This window comes from Methylobacterium sp. CM6244 (genome assembly GCF_054817885.1).
Map to the genome: position 1 here is coordinate 5,072,285 of NZ_CM139247.1, position 17,663 is coordinate 5,089,947.

20 protein-coding genes are annotated in these 17,663 nt (G+C 67.6%); 8 read left to right on the forward strand and 12 right to left on the reverse strand.

The genetic code is table 11. From position 1 onward, the window contains the following. The first annotated feature begins 8 nt into the window (after positions 1–8). From ACYQML_RS24025 to ACYQML_RS24040, 4 genes are all read left to right on the forward strand, one after another. On the forward strand, positions 9–698 hold the full coding sequence (locus ACYQML_RS24025) for a hypothetical protein (RefSeq protein WP_461234267.1): 690 nt from the start codon (positions 9–11) through the stop codon (positions 696–698). Positions 699–844: 146 nt separating this feature from the next. After that, positions 845–1,573, forward strand: a complete 729-nt coding sequence (pxpB, locus tag ACYQML_RS24030; RefSeq protein WP_461234268.1) for a 5-oxoprolinase subunit PxpB — start codon at positions 845–847, stop codon at positions 1,571–1,573. Then, positions 1,570–2,595: a 5-oxoprolinase subunit C family protein gene (locus ACYQML_RS24035; protein WP_461235778.1), complete on the forward strand. Its 1,026-nt coding sequence runs from the start codon at positions 1,570–1,572 to the stop codon at positions 2,593–2,595. Before pxpB ends, ACYQML_RS24035 begins: the two co-directional genes overlap by 4 nt. A gap of 95 nt (positions 2,596–2,690) precedes the next feature. Further along, positions 2,691–2,897 (forward strand): hypothetical protein, encoded by a 207-nt coding sequence (locus tag ACYQML_RS24040; protein WP_461234269.1) that lies wholly within the window; start codon positions 2,691–2,693, stop codon positions 2,895–2,897. A 73-nt stretch (positions 2,898–2,970) separates the two neighbouring features. On the opposite strand, the gene ACYQML_RS24045 is transcribed toward ACYQML_RS24040, so the two are convergent. Continuing rightward, positions 2,971–3,198, reverse strand: coding sequence for a hypothetical protein (locus ACYQML_RS24045; RefSeq protein WP_056426098.1), 228 nt, complete (start codon positions 3,196–3,198; stop codon positions 2,971–2,973). Between the two features lie 192 nt (positions 3,199–3,390). Here ACYQML_RS24045 and ACYQML_RS24050 point away from each other — a divergent pair, with 192 nt between their 5' ends. Continuing rightward, a complete protein-coding gene (locus ACYQML_RS24050) occupies positions 3,391–3,942 on the forward strand; it encodes an RBBP9/YdeN family alpha/beta hydrolase (protein WP_461234270.1) in 552 nt (183 codons plus the stop codon). Between the two features lies 1 nt (position 3,943). Here the strand turns inward: ACYQML_RS24050 and ACYQML_RS24055 are convergent, their stop codons facing one another. From ACYQML_RS24055 to ACYQML_RS24095, 9 genes are all read right to left on the reverse strand, one after another. Then, positions 3,944–4,975 (reverse strand): YcjF family protein, encoded by a 1,032-nt coding sequence (locus tag ACYQML_RS24055; RefSeq protein ID WP_461234271.1) that lies wholly within the window; start codon positions 4,973–4,975, stop codon positions 3,944–3,946. After that, entirely contained in the window at positions 4,972–5,187 is a 216-nt protein-coding gene (locus ACYQML_RS24060) for a hypothetical protein (protein ID WP_311276318.1), read from the reverse strand. Before ACYQML_RS24060 ends, ACYQML_RS24055 begins: the two co-directional genes overlap by 4 nt. Next, entirely contained in the window at positions 5,184–6,623 is a 1,440-nt protein-coding gene (locus ACYQML_RS24065) for a YcjX family GTP-binding protein (RefSeq protein WP_461234272.1), read from the reverse strand. Before ACYQML_RS24065 ends, ACYQML_RS24060 begins: the two co-directional genes overlap by 4 nt. 95 nt (positions 6,624–6,718) lie before the next feature. Continuing rightward, positions 6,719–7,840, reverse strand: coding sequence for a hypothetical protein (locus ACYQML_RS24070; protein WP_461234273.1), 1,122 nt, complete (start codon positions 7,838–7,840; stop codon positions 6,719–6,721). 73 nt (positions 7,841–7,913) lie between these two features. Next, positions 7,914–8,438 carry a SixA phosphatase family protein gene (locus tag ACYQML_RS24075; protein ID WP_461234274.1) on the reverse strand — a complete coding sequence of 175 codons (525 nt, stop codon included), beginning with the start codon at positions 8,436–8,438 and terminating at the stop codon, positions 7,914–7,916. 29 nt (positions 8,439–8,467) lie between these two features. Further along, complete coding sequence (locus ACYQML_RS24080; RefSeq protein ID WP_461234275.1) at positions 8,468–9,448, reverse strand: aldo/keto reductase; 981 nt, start codon at positions 9,446–9,448, stop codon at positions 8,468–8,470. A gap of 237 nt (positions 9,449–9,685) precedes the next feature. Next, complete coding sequence (locus tag ACYQML_RS24085) at positions 9,686–10,537, reverse strand: AAA family ATPase (RefSeq protein ID WP_207411681.1); 852 nt, start codon at positions 10,535–10,537, stop codon at positions 9,686–9,688. Between the two features lie 136 nt (positions 10,538–10,673). Beyond that, positions 10,674–11,318, reverse strand: coding sequence for a hypothetical protein (locus ACYQML_RS24090; RefSeq protein WP_056149950.1), 645 nt, complete (start codon positions 11,316–11,318; stop codon positions 10,674–10,676). Further along, positions 11,315–12,517, reverse strand: coding sequence for a hypothetical protein (locus ACYQML_RS24095; RefSeq protein WP_056426124.1), 1,203 nt, complete (start codon positions 12,515–12,517; stop codon positions 11,315–11,317). Before ACYQML_RS24095 ends, ACYQML_RS24090 begins: the two co-directional genes overlap by 4 nt. A 360-nt stretch (positions 12,518–12,877) precedes the next feature. On the opposite strand from ACYQML_RS24095, the gene ACYQML_RS24100 reads away from it, so the two are divergent. Next, a complete protein-coding gene (locus ACYQML_RS24100) occupies positions 12,878–14,731 on the forward strand; it encodes a cation:proton antiporter domain-containing protein (protein ID WP_311276313.1) in 1,854 nt (617 codons plus the stop codon). A gap of 233 nt (positions 14,732–14,964) precedes the next feature. Here ACYQML_RS24100 and ACYQML_RS24105 read toward each other — a convergent pair whose 3' ends face one another. Further along, positions 14,965–15,423 (reverse strand): hypothetical protein, encoded by a 459-nt coding sequence (locus tag ACYQML_RS24105; RefSeq protein ID WP_207411678.1) that lies wholly within the window; start codon positions 15,421–15,423, stop codon positions 14,965–14,967. Positions 15,424–15,734: 311 nt separating this feature from the next. On the opposite strand from ACYQML_RS24105, the gene ACYQML_RS24110 reads away from it, so the two are divergent. Further along, positions 15,735–16,910 (forward strand): vWA domain-containing protein, encoded by a 1,176-nt coding sequence (locus ACYQML_RS24110; RefSeq protein ID WP_461234276.1) that lies wholly within the window; start codon positions 15,735–15,737, stop codon positions 16,908–16,910. Further along, positions 16,907–17,359 (forward strand): bleomycin resistance protein, encoded by a 453-nt coding sequence (locus tag ACYQML_RS24115; protein ID WP_461234277.1) that lies wholly within the window; start codon positions 16,907–16,909, stop codon positions 17,357–17,359. Before ACYQML_RS24110 ends, ACYQML_RS24115 begins: the two co-directional genes overlap by 4 nt. On the opposite strand, the gene ACYQML_RS24120 is transcribed toward ACYQML_RS24115, so the two are convergent. Further along, complete coding sequence (locus ACYQML_RS24120; protein WP_056426135.1) at positions 17,337–17,657, reverse strand: 2Fe-2S iron-sulfur cluster-binding protein; 321 nt, start codon at positions 17,655–17,657, stop codon at positions 17,337–17,339. The genes ACYQML_RS24115 and ACYQML_RS24120 overlap by 23 nt on opposite strands. Positions 17,658–17,663 lie beyond the last annotated feature (6 nt).

The window sequence follows — 17,663 nt, forward strand, 5'->3', positions numbered from 1 at the left end:
TCGCATCCATGAGTTCCAGCAGCATTCCGGGCGGGCCGAAGAGCTCCCTCCCCGACAATATCGCCGTCTCCGCCGGCCTCCCCCATGGCGACGAGACCGCCCGTTCGCTCCACGACATCTCCGACCGCGCGCGCAGCGAAACTCGGACCACGGCCGGCGACCTCCGCCACCAGGCCGGCCACCTCGCCGACGATACCCAGTCGAAGGCCGAGGGCTATGCGGACCGCGCCAAGGCCGCGGCCCTCGATGCGCGCGACACCGTCAAGGACAAGGCGGAGTCGTTGCTCGACCGCGCGTCCGGGACCTATGACGACGCGCGTGAATGGGCGTCGGACGCCCACCGGTCCGGCCGTCGCAGCATCGGCGAGTTCGCCGAGCGTGGAAGCCAGCGCCTCGACCGCGGCAAGACCAATGTCGAGCAGTTCGTCACCGAGAACCCGCTTCTCGTCGGCGTGGTCGGCCTTGCGGCGGGAATGCTCCTCGGCGCCCTGCTTCCCAGGACGCGCCGCGAGGACGAGACGGTGGGACATTGGTCCGACGAGGTGAAGGACCAGGGCATCCGCTACGCCCGCGACTTCGCCGACCGTGGCCGCGAGTTCGTGGAGAGCGCGCTCGACCCAGAGAATCTCAACACCACGACCCAGGGCGGTTCCGAGCCGTTCCGCAAGCCGGATGTGCCGCCGGTGCGCCAGCACTGAGGGCAGGTTTCCGAGCCAAATTTCGCGACGGAAGAGGGGCGGCGCTCGACAGCGCCGCCCCTTTTGTGTTCGGACTGGAGCGAGTGTCGGAATCGGGGTTGCCCCCGGGGCCGACGGAGATTGCGTCGAGCGAGGCCCCGCGACCCGTGTCAGCCCCTCAGCCCCGCCTGCTTTGGTGCGGCGACACTGCGGTCACCATCGAGTTCGGTGAGACGATCGACCCTGAGGCCAACGCGATGGTCCTGGCCCTCGATCGTGCCGTGCGGGATGGCGACATTCCCGGGCTCGTCGAAGCCGTCCCCACCTACCGCTCGCTGACTGTCCATCTCGATCCCTGCGCAACCGAGCCGAACCGGATCGAAGCCTCGCTCCTCGCCTTGATCGGCGCGGTCTCGACCGAGACGACGCCACGCCGGTTATGGCGCATCCCGGTGGTGTATGGCGGGTCCTTCGGCATCGATCTCGCCGATGTCGCCGCCCATCATGGGTTGAGCGCCGACGAGGTCGTGTCCCGGCATGCAGCAGCCGATTACCGGGTGGCCATGAACGGCTTCCTGCCGGGCTACGCCTATCTCTCCGGTCTCGACCCCAGCCTCGCTCTCTCGCGCCGGGAAAGCCCGAGGCCGGTAACGCCGGCCGGTACGATCTCCATCGGCGGCGTGCAGGCTCTGGTGGCGAGCATCGCCGCCCCGAGCGGATGGCACCTCCTCGGGCGGACCCCCGTGCGCGCCTTCCTGCCGGGCCGCGACCCGGTCTTCCTGTTCGAGCCCGGCGACGCCATCCGCTTCCTGCCCATCGAGCCGGAAAGATGGGACGAACTCGACCGGGCAGCGGGGGCCGGTGAGTGCATCGTCGAATGCGAGACAACGCCGTGACCGGGCGTCTCGTCATCCGCAGATGCCATGGCGCGCTCAGCCTCCAGGATGGCGGACGGCAGGGCTACCAGCGCTACGGCCTTTCCGGCTCCGGTGCGATGGACCGCCTCGCCATGGCGACCGCCAACGCGCTGGTGGGCAATGCCCCTGACACACCGGTCCTCGAATTCGGCCTCGGCGGCGGCAGCTTCGTGATGGAGGCCGGACAGGGATGGTTCGCCTGCGCTGGCGCGCCCGGCACGCTCCGTATCGACGGCGCCCCCCTTGCCAGTCACCGCACCGCGACCCTGGCGCGAGGCGCCGAACTCATCGTGGACCCGCCGCGTGAGGGAGCGTTCGTCTACCTCGCCGTGGCCGGCGGGTTCGAAGCGGGTGCGGTGCTCGGTAGCGTCTCGCTGCATCTCCGCGCGGGCATCGGGGGCGTCGAGGGACGTCTGTTCCAATCCGGCGACCATCTGACCTTCGCCGCGATGGAGAGCACCGCACTGGTTGACCGGACCATCGATGCCGTTCCCCTCGACCGGGATGCACCGATCCGCGTCCTGCTCGGCCCACAGGCCGAACGCTTCACCCAAGCCGGGATCGACACGCTGCTGGGCTCGACCTTCACCGTGTCGCATCGCGCCGACCGGATGGGGTACCAGCTCGACGGGCCGGCCATCGCCCATGGCGCGGGCGGGTACAACATCGTCTCGGACGCCACCGTCATGGGATCGATCCAGGTGCCGGGCAACGGCCTGCCCATCGTGCTGATGGCGGACCGGCAGACCACCGGCGGCTATCCGAAGATCGCCACGGTGATCTCGGCCGATCTGCGCCGCCTCGCCCAAAGCCGGCCGGGCGATCCGATCCGGTTCGAGGCCGTCACCCTGGCAACAGCGCGGGAGGCCGCCCTCCGGCGGCAGCGCGATATCGCCGACCTGCCCGGCCGCCTTCGGCCGCTGGGGGGCTTCGACGCGGAGCGGCTCCTGGGGGCCAACCTCGCCGGTCATGCCGTCGATGCCCTGCGGGAAGGCCCATAAGTCGTGACGGCATCCGATCTTACCGAGATCGAGTCGTTCGGCAGTGCGCGACACCCCGATACCGAAGGGCGTCTGTGTGCGGGAGGAGGACCAGGATGCGAATCGCCGCGTTGATCTTCGGCCTGGCGCTGCTCGTGGCGACGGCCTTCTGGTTCTTCTACCTCGTCCCCCTGGGATGCCCGATGAACACCACCGGCTGCAACGAGCGGTTCACGGTGTGGAGCGGCCTTGGCCTGGTCCATTTCTGGACGCCCTTCCTCATCGCCGTGTCGGCGCTGGCCTATGGTCTGGGACGGCCGTGATCTTATGTGCCTGGCCGACGAAAGCCGCGCCGGCAGCGAGGGGAAGCCTTCGCCCCCTCGTCTCGTTGAGGCTTTATGGGGCCTGCCACTCGACGCCGGCATGCTCGCGGATATCGCCGGGCGCGGACCCGGTATCGGCATCGCTGACCCAGTCGCTCGGCTCGACCACATCGACGATCTCGTCGTCGGGATAGGCCGCGGCGAGAAAGACTTTGGCCTCGCCCTCGGCGGCAGCCCGGACCGTGACCAGCGGGCGAAAACCCTTGGCGGCGCGGATATTGGCGATGAAGAGCTTTGTCATGTGCATTCTCCCGGCCACGCTGACGAGCGCGACACTCGGCTAACGCGGGAAACCTCGATCCGCGCGGGCGCTCACTGAAAATGATGGGCCGCCACCTCTCGCAGCCCGGCGGCACTTCACCCAAGCTGCAATGCCTGCCGAATTCCCCTCATCCTTCTCGACGCCGCGCGAGCGAGCCGCTATCGGGGCAGAATGAAGCTCGCCGATTGCGACATCCTCATCCTCCCCGGCTATGCAGGCTCGGAAGACGGCCATTGGCAGGGCGGCTGGGCCGCCCGCATGGCCAATGCCCGCATCGTCGAGCAGGAGGACTGGCACCATCCCGAAGCCGGCTCCTGGCGCGCGCGTATCGTCGAGGCAGTGGAGGCGGCGACGCGGCCGGTGATCCTCATCGCCCACAGCCTCGGCGTGGTCGCCTCCGTGCAGGCCGCGCCCGCCTTCTCCGAGGGCAAGGTGCGGGGTGCCCTGTTGGTGGCGTTCCCGGATGTGGAGCAGACGCCGAACCTGCCATCCAGCGTCACGGATTTCGCGCCGGTGCCGCGCGATCCCCTGCCCTTCCCGTCCTTGCTGGTGGCGAGCCGCAACGACCCCTATTGCGCTTATGACCGGGCCGAGGACTTCGCCTATTCCTGGGGTTCCGCCCTGGTGGATGCGGGCGAATCCGGCCACATCAACGTGGCGAGCGGGCATGGTCCCTGGCCCGAAGGGCTGATGCGCCTGGCGGGCTTCCTCAAGGGGCTCTGATTTACGCCTTCTCGGCCCCGCCCATCGGCTTCAGCAACTCCCCGGCCACATCCGACAGGCGCGGCGGCTCTTCCCTGACGAAGGGGAGCGGGCGGCAGACGGCCAGGGCGGCGAGGCCGAACCGGGCGGTCATCAGGCCGTTGAGCACGCCCTCGCCGAGCTTCGCCGAGACCCGCGCGGCGATGCCGAGGCCGAGGACCTGCTGGATCATGCTCTCGCCCACCGCCATCCCGCCCGTGACGGTGAGATGCGCGAAGGCGGCGCGGGCAAGACGCAGGAAGCCGAGAAAGCCCGGACGCCCGCCATAGATCGTCGCGATCTGACGCAGGAGGCGCACCGCGGCAAAAACCACGAAGGCCACGTCGACGATGGCGCGCGGGCTGAGCGCCGTCACCGCCGAGACCTGCTTGGCGGCCGAGGCGATGGCGTTGCGGGCCTGCCGGTCGAGGGGTTCGAGCAGCTCGTGCTCCGCGAGCCCGATCCGGTCGTCAACATCGAGAATCGTTTCGCCCAGGGCTTTCAGGCGCTGGCGGCCGGCCGCGAGCCCGGTCCTCGTGGCGTAGAGGTCGCAAAGTTCGGCCACCACCGCCTGCGCGCCGGTGTGATCCCGCGTTGCGATGGCCTCGATGGCCTTCGCCCGCAGCTTCTCGATCCGGCGCTCGCGCCAGATGCCCGCGAGTTCGCGCATCACCAGGGCGAGAAAGGCGATGGCCGCGAGGACGAGCAGGGCCAGGGCGACGCCGCCGAGCCAGGGCGCGGCAGAGAACAGGTCCGCGATCATCCGCTCCAGCGACAGGCCGATGCCGAGGGAGACGAGGCCGCCCAAAGCCAGCATCAGCACCGACAGCCACGGCGCCCGCGATTTCGGAGCCACCGGCACGGCGGTGCCGTCCGCCGCCTCGACGATCTCGAACGGCTCTTCGACGATCCTGACCGCGTTCGGCGGCACCGGCGGCGGAACGATGCCCTCCAGGCCTTCGGCCGGCTCGGCGGCGGGGATGCGGAAGGCGCGGGGACGGTTCGGAGAGGTCATGGGCGGACCTTGTCTGAGGCGTAATCGGCAAACTGCGAGACCAGCCTTCCCCCATCCACCCACCTCATCCTGAGGTGCCGGAGCGGAGCGGAGGCCTCGAAGGAGCACTCCAGTTCGCGCAGGGGAGCCTGGAACCCTCCTTCGAGGCCGCTGGCGCGGCACCTCAGGATGAGGTCGGCGAGCGGGATGGGATGATGGGCGGCGGCGCTCACGTCAGCTTGTCGCCGATGAGGAACTGCATCGCCCGGTCGAGGCGTATCTGCGGCAGGTGGCCGGGGCGGCCATGGGCGTCGGGCCGGATCAGCGGGGGGCGGAAGCGGGGAAAGCGGAGCGATCCGGGCGGGACCGCGCCGTCGAGGACGGATTCGGGTCGCGAGGGCAACTCACCGGGGAACACCGCCGCCTCGCTCCGACCATCGAAAATCTCGTCGCCCACATGCTCGCCCGCCTCGGGCGTTCCCGAGACCGCGCGCAGAGTCATGCCGTCATCGTAGACGGTGGTCTCCCGCGTCGCCCGCACGGAGGCGAGGGCGACGGTACCGACGCGGGCGCCGGCTGCCTCGGTCCGGCGCATGGCGCGCGAAACGAGGAGTCGCAGCAAAGCCTCCAGGCGGTCATGGCTGGTCTGGTGCAGGTGATCCGCTTTGGTGGCCGCGAACATGATGCGGTCCGCCCTCGGCGCGAACAGGCGCGACAGGATGGTATTGCGGCCGATGCGGAAGCTGAGGAGCACGGTGTCGAGCGCCTCTTCCAATTCGGCGAGGGCGGCCGGCCCGGCATCGACGGCGGCGAGCACGTCCACGAGGACGATTTGCCGGTCCACCCGCTGGAAGTGGTTACGGAAGAACGGCTCCACGACTTTGGCCTTGTAGGCCTCGAACCGCCGTTCCATGAGCCCCGCGAGGCTGTTCGGGACGATGGTCTCCGGCAGGCCGTCGAGGGGCGCGAAGGTCAGAGCCGGCGATCCGGCGAGGTCGCCTGGCATCAGGAAGCGGCCCGGCGGCGTGGTCGCCACCGATTCCGGCCCGGCGCGCAAAGCGGTGAGATAGGCGGTGAAGGCGATGCTCGCCCGCTCGGCCACGACCTCGTCGAGGGGGCCGGACGGGTCGAGATCCTTCAGCACCGCCAGCCAGGGCGCCGCGATGGCGGCGCGCCCGGTGCGCCGGGTGCCCGCGATGGTGGCGGCGGACCATTCCGCGTAGCTCTGGCCAATCAGAGCGAGGTCGAGGAGCCATTCGCCGGGATAATCCACCACGTCGAGCATCAGCGTGCCCGGCCCGGAGCGCCACCCGCCCTTGCGCTCATATTCGATGGCGAGGCGGAACTGGCTGATCCGGTCGGTGGAGCGTGGCCACAGGCGCTGCTCCGTCAGGGCCGCGAAATGATCCTCGTAGGGAAAGCGCGGAATGTCGTCGTCGGGTTGCGGCACGAGGCGGGCCCGGCGCAGCCGTCCCTCATGCGCCGGAGCGAAGGCCGGTAGCGCATGGGTTTCCACCAGATGATGGATCAGCGCGGTGGTGAACACCGTCTTGCCCGACCGCGCGAGACCGGTGACGCCGAGCCTCAGGGTCGGCTGGATCAGGAGATCGCTCGATGCCTCGGCGAAGGCCTGGATCGCGGAGCCCGCGCGCGAGGCAAAGCTGATCATGAAGCGAGGGTCTCGTTTGGCCGGAGGGGGAGGATGGGAGGCGAATGCAGGGGTGAGGTGGCGCGCGCGTCAAGCGAACGCAAGAACCGGACGCGTCATCGGTCCACCGCGCCGGGATCGACTTGACCAGGATCGACCTGGGCGGCGGCGAGCCGTCCGATGGCGGCCTCGACCAGATCCGGCCCCGCCCCCAGCACGCCGAGTTCCACCGCTGACATGGCGAGCATTACCGGAGCGAGACGGGGCGAGGGCCGACCATCGGCATCGAACAACGCCAGATCGTCCTCGATCTTGAGGCCGACGCTGGCGGCGATCCGGGTGGCGTAATTGCGGATGCGGACCTCGTCATTTCCACAGAGGGGTGCCGGAGCCGCCAGATCCTGCAGCCGTAGACCGGGTAGTCCAGCCGCGAGGGCGGGCAAAGCCGCGGATTCCGCCGCGAACCGGTCTGCCAGCCGGGAGGACGGCGATGTCGCGACGGATTCGGTGGGGCTCGCGATGATCGGCGTGATCGCCGGCCGGCCGATCGTCTCGGCCGCCCCGGCGACGCGGATGGGCCGGGGCTTCGGCCCACCCGCCATCCTCGCCAGCGGCGACCAGGGCTGAACCCGCAGCGGCCCGCCCCGCGCGACCATGCGGGGCTTGCGCATTCCTCCGCGCGCATGGCGGGCGAGGTAGCGGGCCCGGAGCGTCTTGCCGAGACCGAGCGGCGCGAGACCGGTGGAGACCTTTCCGCCCGAAACCCCGGCGCTCGAAACAGCGCATTCCGCCGGCGCCCATCGACGGACGATGGACAGGGCGTTGCGGCGGCCGAACTCGCGGTAATAGCGCCGGAGCAGGGAGGCCGCCGCATCGGCGCCGTCGCCGGCTTTGGCGAACCCGGTATGCCCCTCCGCATCACTGCCGATCTCGCCCCGCCAGCGGGCGCTCTTGATGCACCAGTAATTGTTGAGCTTGACGCAGCGCGCCACGAAAGCGGGCGGGACTGGCGCGTAGCGGGCGACCAGGGCCAGCGAAGCGGGACGCAGGGCCGTCCCCGCTTCCGCCCGCCAGTTCGACACCGCCCGCTCGCTGGCGAGAAAACTCGGGGCGTCGGATGGAGGGGCTACCATCGCCACGGCAGATTCCGCGCTCGCGACGCCGGACTTCACGGCGTCGAGGCCGATGCCCATGCGCGGCACCAGGGATGTCAGGACGAGAAGCGTGGTGACGAACACGGGATCAGCGGTGGCGAGCCATGGCACTGAGCAACGGCCCAGCCGGTGATCCGTTCAATCTCGCCACATAGGCTCAGGCGGCGTCATCGCGGTCGAGGCCCTTGGGCGTGACGAACCGTTCGAGCCGGCCCGTGCCGGGGCGGAACCCGGTCCAGGCATCGCCCTCGATATCGATGATGGCGAGCGCCGCGGTCGGGAATTCCACCGAGAGCCGCGCCCTCGCCTCGCGGGGACCGTCGCCCACGAGATCGAGGGAGAGATCCTGCAGCCCGGGATTGTGCCCGATCATGAGCAGGGTCCGGATCTCGGCAGGCGTCGACCGGATGACCTTGAGCAGCGCACTTTCCGGCGCTTCGTAGATCGCGTCGACGATCTCGGTTTCGGGATTGCCGAGGGCGGCGGACATGCCCTCCCAGGTCTGTCGCGTCCGCAAGGACGGAGAGACGACGACCTTCTGGGGGATCAGATCCTGCGCCGCCAGATAAGCCCCCATCTGCGGCGCGGCCTTGAATCCGCGCGGGTTCAGCGGACGGTCGATATCGCGCACGCCCGGCGAACGGTCGGACTTGGCGTGGCGCAGGAGCATCAGGCGGCGCATGGACGGAGAACCTTCCTAGTCTAAAGGCCTTACTGGAAGCCGACGACGGGGTGCGGCGTGTAGAGCGATTCGAGGGCGGAGATTTCGTCGGAATCGAGCGCGAGGTCGAGCGCCGCCACGGCATCGGTCAGGTGGCTGGGTTTCAACGCCCCAATGATCGGCGCGGTGACGATCGGTTTCTGGATCACCCAGGCCAAAGCCACCTGCGCCCGCGACACGCCCCGCGCTTGCGCGATCTCCGCCACCTTGCCGACGATGGCCCGGTCCGCCTCCTCTGCGGAGGCATAGAGCCGCTTGCCGACCTCGTCGGAATCCTGGCGCGCGCTGCCCTCGTCCCAGTCGCGGGTCAGGCGCCCGCGCGCCAGCGGGCTCCAGGGCAGGACACCGATACCCTGGTCCGCGCAGAGCGGCAGCATCTCGCGCTCCTCCTCGCGGTGGAGGAGGTTGTAATGGTCCTGCATCGTCGAGAACCGGGTCCAGCCGTGGAGATCGGCGGTGAACAGGGCCTTGGCGAATTGCCAGGCGTACATGGAGGACGCGCCGATATAGCGGGCCTTGCCGGCCTTCACCACGTCGTGGAGGGCCTCCATCGTCACCTCGATGGGCGTGCCGTAATCCCAGCGATGGATCTGGAGGAGATCGACATGGTCGGTGCCGAGCCGCTTCAGGCTGGCATCGATGGAGGCGAAGATCGCCTTGCGGGAGAGGCCGCCGGCATTGGGCTGGTCCTTCAGCGGATAATAGCACTTCGTCGCGAGCACGACGCTGTCGCGGTCGGCGAAGTCCTTGAGGGCACGCCCGACGATCTCCTCGCTGGTCCCGTCGGAATAGTAATTCGCCGTGTCGAAGAAGTTGATGCCGAGTTCGATCGCCTGCCGGATGAGCGGGCGGCTCTCCTCCTCGCGTAGGGTCCAGGGATGGGGGCCGCGCTCGGGAATGCCATAGGTCATGCAGCCGAGGCAGAGCGGCGACACGTCGAGGCCGGTCCGGCCGAGTTTCTTCAGTTTCATGGACAATCCTCCGATGACATGTCGGCCCTATCCGGGCCTGCCTTCGCTCACCCCAAGGCCCGGCCTCGATGGCGACGCCCTGGTTCATGTCCCCGCGTCATCCTGGGGCCGCGTAGCGGAGCCCAGGATCCAGAAACGCAGGTCCGGCCCATTCCTGGCATCGTCACGGCTCTGGATCCCGGGCTCGCCTCCGGCGCCCCGGGATGACGTGACGGCGCGGCTTGATACCCGTCCGCTTCAGCCCCCTCTTCCCTCGCGACGCATCATGAAGGCCAGTTTCTCGAACAGGCTGACATCCTGCTCGTTCTTCAGGAGCGCGCCGTGGAGCGGCGGGATCAGCTTGCGGCCATCGCGCTCGCGCAGGGTCTCTGGCGAGACATCCTCCGACACGAGGAGCTTGAGCCAATCCAGCAATTCCGAGGTGGAGGGCTTCTTCTTCAGACCCGGCACCTCCCGCGTCTCGAGGAAGACCCGCAGGGCCTCCTCCACGAGGCGATGCTTGATGCCGGGGAAGTGCACCTCGACGATGGCCTTCAGCGTCTCGGCGTCGGGGAACTTGATGTAGTGGAAGAAGCAGCGGCGCAGGAACGCGTCCGGCAGTTCCTTCTCGTTGTTCGAGGTGATGATGACGATGGGGCGGCGCTCGGCGCGGATCGTCTCTCCGGTCTCGTAGACATGGAACTCCATCCGGTCGAGTTCGGTCAGGAGGTCGTTGGGGAACTCGATATCGGCCTTGTCGATCTCGTCGATGAGGAGAACCGGGCGCTCGGGATGCGTGAACGCCTCCCACAGCTTGCCGCGCCGGATGTAGTTGCCGATCTCCGACACGCGCGGATCGCCGAGCTGGCTGTCGCGCAGGCGCGAGACCGCGTCGTATTCGTAGAGGCCCTGCTGCGCCTTGGTGGTGGATTTGACGTTCCAGGTGAGGAGCGGCGCACCGAGCCCCTTGGCGATCTCCTCCGCCAGGACGGTCTTGCCGGTGCCGGGCTCGCCCTTCACCAGAAGCGGCCGTTCCAGCACGATGGCCGCGTTGACGGCGGTGGTGAGGTCCGAAGTGGCGACGTAATCGGCGGTACCGGTAAAGCGCATGAGGCGTCGGCTTTCTGTTGCGGCTTCATCCATTGGGAAGCTTCAGCCTCTGCGGAGCAGCCGATGCGCGTTTCCCCGAAGCGGGATGGCGACGGGTGCCCTCCCACTACCGAAATTCGGCTGAAGCGTAGAGCCCTCAGAGCGACTTCCCGTCGCTCCAGACGCAGTTCGAGGCCAGGATCGCGAGGTTCACGTCGGATTTCTGCGGCTGCGGCAGAACCTTGCCGTCCATGGCGAGATCGATCTTCATCTCGACCTGGCCCTTGGCCTCGTTGGTCCGGCGGGAGAAGTAGCAATATTGCTGGAAGGGCACTTCCTCGTTGGCGCGGAAGTTCCAGCCGGTGACGATCTGGCCGTCCATGTACGGCACCTGTTTGAACACTGTGAAAGTGGTGTTCACCGTGGCCTTCGAGGCAGGGGCGGCGTCCTTGCCGAGCTGGGCCTGGGTCGGCGACGGAGAGGAGCGGACGGGGCCGCCTTCCAGTTTCAGGACGTTGTCGGTGAGCGTCACCTCACCCTTGGTCTTCAGCGTCACGTCGGACAGCGCGGCCTGCATGGCGGCGGCGATCTTCTCCGCCGCCGAGTCGAACTGGTTCATGTAGGCGTAGCCATAGGACGCCGCGCCGATGCCGATGCCGGCGAGCGCCGCGAAAGCACCCGCCCCGATGGCCCGGAACAGGAAGGCACGCGCGGCGGTGATCCTCGTCTCGGCCCGGAGCCGGCCGTTGACGCTCTGGGCCAGGACGACGTTTTCCGGCGTCCCCGATGCGTGAATGCTCATGCGCCGGCTCCCGCATTAGCCGCCGGCGGGATGTGGATATTAGGTGGGGTGCGGCGGTCCAGCGGGATCACTTCACCCGTTGGCGTCACGTCGCGCACGGGCTTGGGCGGCGCCAGGCCCATCTCCTGGCGAATGGAATCGGTGATCGAGTCGAGCATGTAGGGCGTCGCCTCGAGGTTCACGGCGGCGCCGAGATCGTCCTCGTCCATGAAGGTCTTGCGCACCGAGACCGCGCAGAGCGCCAGGATCGTCGAGGCGAAGGCGGCGCAGAGGGCCGGCACGAACACGAAGATGCGCAGGAACGCGTGGACCTGCGCATCCGTCACGTCGATCGGATCGACGCCGTAGACCATGGCGGTGAAGGAGTGGAGCTGCGAGCGGTTCACCGAATTACGATAGGCCTGCTCGGCATCGGCGACCTTGCGCTCGGCCACGCCACGATCGAGTTCGGCCCGCGCCTTGCGGGCTTCCTCGAGGGACTTCGTCACCACCGCCCGGTCGGCGCCGGCCTTGCCGACACTGGCATTGAGGGTGGCGGTGCGCGGATCGGTGACGCATTTCAGGTTGGAATAGCGCTGGCCCTTGCTGTTGGTGCCCGAGACGCGCTCACAGCGCTGGGCGGGCAAGGCCGAAAGCTGGCTCGCATTCTCGGCGGCGCGCTTCTCGATCTGGTCGAGTTCCGTCGTGTACTGGGCCACACGGGCATCGGCGGCGGCGATGCGGTTGTCGATGGTCGAGCGGTCGGCCTGCGCGTCCTTGAGGGCGGTCTTGGCCTTGGCCGCATCCATGAGGCGCGGGTGGAACATCATCTCGCCGAGCTGCGACACCGACTTGGTGGTGACGCCTGCGGCGAAGATGATGCCGACGATGGCCAGCGCCCGGATGAAGTAGGAGCGCTGCGTGCGGGCCAGGATGCCCAGCGGCACGCGGCAGAGCTCCACCGCCGCGTAGACCAGCGGCGCGAGGAGCATGAAGTAGAAGGCCTTGTCGTCCCCGTCGCTGTAGACCCCGGCGAACAGCCAGGCGCCCCAGAGGGACGCGCCGATGACCATGAACTCGACGAGATACGCGATCCCGACATAGCCCCACTTGATCCGGTAGCCCTTCTCGAGATGGCGCTCGTGCGTCCAGCGCTCGGACTCACGGATCCAGTCACGTCGTTCGCGCTGAACATCCCGGTTGGGCGGCGACTTTCGCATGAGGCACTCGTGTCTTCAAAAAACGCGACGAACGACGCAACAAACCGTGAGGTAAGCTGGGGCTTAACCGATCGTTAAGTTCCGCCCTATGCGGCCATTGTGCCGTTTTTGCGCCATTCCGTATCGCAGCGCAAAACCCCTTCTGCGCCAGCGCGTCCCGCATGCATGGCTGAGTGCGGCGAGGGATGAAATCCGCATGGGCCGGCAAAATGCAGGTTGCCCAGGCGGTACATGGGCTTGCATGCTCTCCTCGCTGCCGGCGACCCGATGGATTCCCGCGGCCGGAGTTCCCTGTGCAGAACTTCGGCTGCCCCGTCTCGGCCAGCGTCGCGCACCACTCTCGGGAGATTGCCCAGCTCGATGACGGACGTTCACGCCGGATCCTACAAGGAAGCGATCATCTTTCTCGTCACCGCAGGCGTGGTGGTGCCGCTGTTCCACCGGCTGCGCATCAGTCCGGTGCTGGGCTTCATCGGAGCGGGCGCGATCCTCGGGCCGTTCGGCCTAGGGCGACTGGCCGACACGGTGCCATGGGTGTCGATCTTCACCATCGGCAATCGGTCCGAGATCGCGCATCTGGCCGAATTCGGCGTGATCTTCCTGATGTTCATGATCGGCGTCGAGCTGTCATGGGAGCGGCTCCGCACCCTACGCCGCCTCGTCTTCGGGCTCGGGTCGGCCCAGGTGCTGGCCTCCTCCCTCGTCATCGGCATCATCCTGTTCGCCCTCGAAGTGCCGTTGGCCGCCTCCGTCATCGTCGGCCTGGCGCTCGCCCTGTCCTCCACCGCCGTGGTCCTGCCGGTCCTGGCCGAACAGAAGCGCCTGAACACGCCCGCGGGCCGCGCCAGCTTCGCCGTGCTGCTGTTCCAGGATCTCGCCGTGGCGCCGATGCTGTTCGCCATCGCCGTGCTCGGCCGCAGTGACGGGGCGGATGTCGGCGGCGCGCTCGCCCTCGCGCTCGGACAGGCGGCCATCGCTCTCGTCCTCATCGTGGTCGCCGGCCGCCTCGCGCTACGGCCCCTGTTCCAGCTCGTGGCCCGGACCCGCTCGCCTGAGCTGTTCATGGCCGCCTGTCTCCTCGTCATCGTGGCGACCGCCCTGACCGCTGCGGCGAGCGGCCTCTCGATGACGCTCGGCGCCTTCGTCGCGGGCCTGCTCCTGGCGGAGACGGAGTATCGCCGGGCGATCGAGGCGACGATCGACCCGTTCAAGGGGCTGCTGCTCGGGGTCTTCTTCGTGTCGGTGGGCATGAACCTCGACCCGGCCCAGCTGATGGCGGCGCCGAAAACCATCCTCGGCCTGTCCATCGGGCTGATCCTCATCAAGGGCGCGGTGATCCTCGTGGCGGCCCGGTTCCTCCGCATCCAGCGCGGTGTCGCGCTCGAAGCGGCGCTCCTCCTCGGCCCCGGCGGCGAATTCGCCTTCGTCCTCATCGGCGGCGCCATCGCGGGCGGGCTCGTGCCGGATGGCCTCGGCCAGGCGGCGCTGATCGTCACGACGGTGACGATGATCGCGATTCCAGGGTTGGCGAGCCTCGCGCGCCGTCTCGGCAAGCGGATGTCCCGCTCCAATCTCGGTCGCGCCCGCGCCGAGCCGGTGCCGGACAAGCAGCAGAACCGCGTCATCATCGCCGGCTACGGCCGCGTCGGACGGCAGGTCGGCGAGATGCTGGCCCGCCATAAGATCCCGTATCTCGCCCTCGATGCGGACGCGGCACGTGTCTCCGAGCACCGCCGCCTCGGCAACCCGGTCTATTTCGGCGATTCCTCCAACCCGGAACTGCTGCGGCGCTGCGACATCGCCAATGCCCGCGCCCTCGTCGTCACCCTGGACAATCCCCGGGCCGTGGAGGCCGTGGTGGAAGCGGCGCGCGCGGAGCGCCGCGACATCACCATCGTCGCCCGCGCCCGCGACGCCCGCCACGCCACGGCGCTCTACGAACTGGGCGTCGACGACGCCGTGCCCGAGACCATCGAAGCGTCCCTGCAGCTTTCGGAAGCCGTACTGGTGGATGTGGGCGTCCCCATGGGCCTCGTCATCGCCTCGATCCACGAGCGGCGCGACGAGTACCGCGCCATGCTCAAGCGCAAGGAGACCGAGGTCAGGCCGGCATTCCGCGCACGGCGCACCGTAGGCAAGAACCTCGAGGCAGGAAAGGTGATGGAAGCTCGGGAAGCACCGTCGAAAGAAGAGCAACCCGCAAAGAGCGCGTGATCGATCTGGCGGAGCGTATCGTTCCATACGAACCGCCGCGCCACTTACGTCGAAGTAGTGGATAATTCTAACGCGCGTCTGAAATCCGGCAGATCGACCAACGAATGCTCTTGCGATGGCCTGAAAGCGAGGTAGCCTCAGCTATCGACGTCGTTCGAAGACATGGTGCTGACTGGGCGATGCGGGCCGGTCGATCAGGAATCGTGCTTGGGGCGAGCGGTACGGTAAGGGATTCAGAACAAGCGGCCCTGTCCGCGCTCGGGCATGGTCGGCTTCGGCTGATCCGTCGGCGCCGCCGGCGCCGGATCGCTGGATTTGGCGCGGGGACGAGCGGGAGCGCGAGCCTTCGGCTCCGATCCCGGTGAGAAGCTACAGCGATAGATGATTTCGTCGGGCGGGCCGACGCCGGTATTGAGCGGGACCGCCAGGGTGTCGCCGGAATAGCGCCAGTTGCGCGTGCCCTTGTCCCAATAGAGCCAAACCGTCGAGGGATGGCCCTTGATGGCGAAGACCGCCGCCTTCTTCGAGATCGCCTGGACAGTGCGCGGTTCGTACATGCCCTTCTGGCGATAGGCTTCTTGGAACGAGGCTGGCTGGCGCTCGATGAAGGTGTTCCTCACGATCTGAATCGTCGCGCCCGGTTTCGCCAGAAACCGCTTGAAATCACTCAAGGAGCGCAAGACGAGCGCCATAACGTCCACCCTTACTCTGCCAAATACCCCGGCCCTGACTTGACGTTCACTCTGCCTCTCAGCTGTTTGATTCCAATGACAGTGTTGAAGGTGCAACGAACACAGTTTGCGGCGATATCAACAGAATTCCCGACTTATACCCAGCTTCGTCGATGCCGAACGACGAAAGCGCGCCGCATATCCTACTGAATTCAAGATTATTTCCGTTATCCGGCTCACGACATCGGCCCGCGAACCGTGGCACCGGGACGCGCTCCCACCGATGCGGATGTGGCCTTGACCCGAGCGCCGGGATCGCGCGTTCTCCGCCCATGCTGCTGCATTTCCTCACGGCCCTGCGCGATGCCAAGGTTCCCGTCACGTTGCGGGAGCATCTCATGCTGCTCGACGCCCTGGACCGCGACCTCGCGGACAAGCGCGTGGAAGAGTTCTATCTTCTCGCCCGCGCGGCCCTGGTGAAGGACGAGCGCCATCTCGACCGGTTCGACCGGGTCTTCGGCACCGTGTTCAAGGGCATCGAGACCCTGGGCGAGGCCACGGAATCGACGGCGATCCCCGAGGAATGGCTCCGCAAGCTGGCGGAGAAGTATCTCACCGATGCCGAGAAAGCGGAGCTCAAGGCGCTCGGATGGGACAAGCTGTTCGAGACGCTGAAACAGCGGCTCGCCGAGCAGAAGGAACGCCATCAGGGCGGCAACAAGTGGATCGGCACCGGGGGAACCTCACCGTTCGGCGCCTATGGCTACAACCCCGAAGGCATCCGCATCGGCCAGGACGGCAACCGGAATTTTCGCGCAGTGAAGGTGTGGGACAAGCGCGAATTCAGGGATCTCGACGACAGCGTCGAGCTCGGAACGCGCAACATGCGGGTCGCCCTGCGCCGCCTGCGGCGCTTCGCCCGCACCGGCGCGGCCGAGGAGTTCGATCTCGACGGCACCATCCGCGAGACCGCCAATAAGGGCTATCTCGATGTCCGCCACCGGCCGGAACGCCGCAATGCCGTGAAACTGCTGCTCTTCCTCGATGTCGGCGGCTCGATGGACTGGCACATCGCCTTGGCCGAGGAACTGTTCTCCGCCGCCCGCGCCGAATTCAAGCATGTGGAGCATTTCTACTTCCACAATTGCCCCTACGAGCGCGTGTGGAAGGAGAACCGCCGGCGCCACGACGAGGCGATCCCGCTTTTAGACGTCCTGCGTACCTATCCGGCCGATTACCGCGTCGTCTTCGTCGGCGACGCCTCCATGAGCCCCTACGAGATCGTCATGCAGGGTGGCTCCGTGGAGCATTGGAACGAGGAGACGGGCCAGGTCTGGCTGGAGCGGGTGCTGGAACGGTTTCCGAAATCGGTCTGGCTCAACCCGGTTCCCACCGAACACTGGGCCTATACCCAGTCGATCGGCATGATCCGTGGCATCGTGGCGAACAGGATGTTCCCACTGAACCTCGAAGGGATCGACGGCGCCATGAGGTCCCTGGTGAGATGACGGACGACCGGATGCCCCATGGCGGGTTCAGCCCGCTCGTTCCGGAACTCGACATCCGCGACCTTCCCGCCTCGTTCGCCCTCTGGTGCGGGGCGCTCGGGTTCGCAGTGGCCTATGCCCGGCCGGAGAACGGCTTCGCCTATATCGAGCGGGGCGGAGCACAGGTGATGCTCAACCTCGTCAACGGGAACTGGCAGACGGGCCCCCTGGAACCGCCGCTCGGTCGCGGGATCAACCTCCAGATCGCGGTGGATGCCCTCGATCCGATCCTGACGGCCCTGGACGCCGTGCCCTGGCCTCTGTTCCGGCCAGCCCACGAGGCCTGGTACCGGGTCGGTGAGACGGAAGTCGGCGTCAGGCAATTCCTGGTTCAGGATCCCGACGGGTATCTGCTGCGCTTCAGCGAAAGCCTCGGCCGTCGTCCGCTCAGCCTTGGCGAGCCGGCGTGATGACCTTCAGCCCGTCGAGTTCGGGCTTGATCCGAATCTGGCAGCACAGGCGGGACGTCGCACGCACGTCAGAAGCGAAATCGAGCATGTCCTGCTCCATCGGCTCGGCCGGCCCGACCGCATCGACCCAATCGGCATCGACATAGACGTGACAGGTGGCGCAGGCGCAGGCGCCGCCGCATTCGGCATCGATGCCCGGCACATTGTTGCGGATCGCCGCTTCCATGACGGTCGATCCTACGTCGGCTTCCACGGTCCTGGCCGTACCAGCATGGTCGACGTAGGTGATCTTGGGCATCAAAGA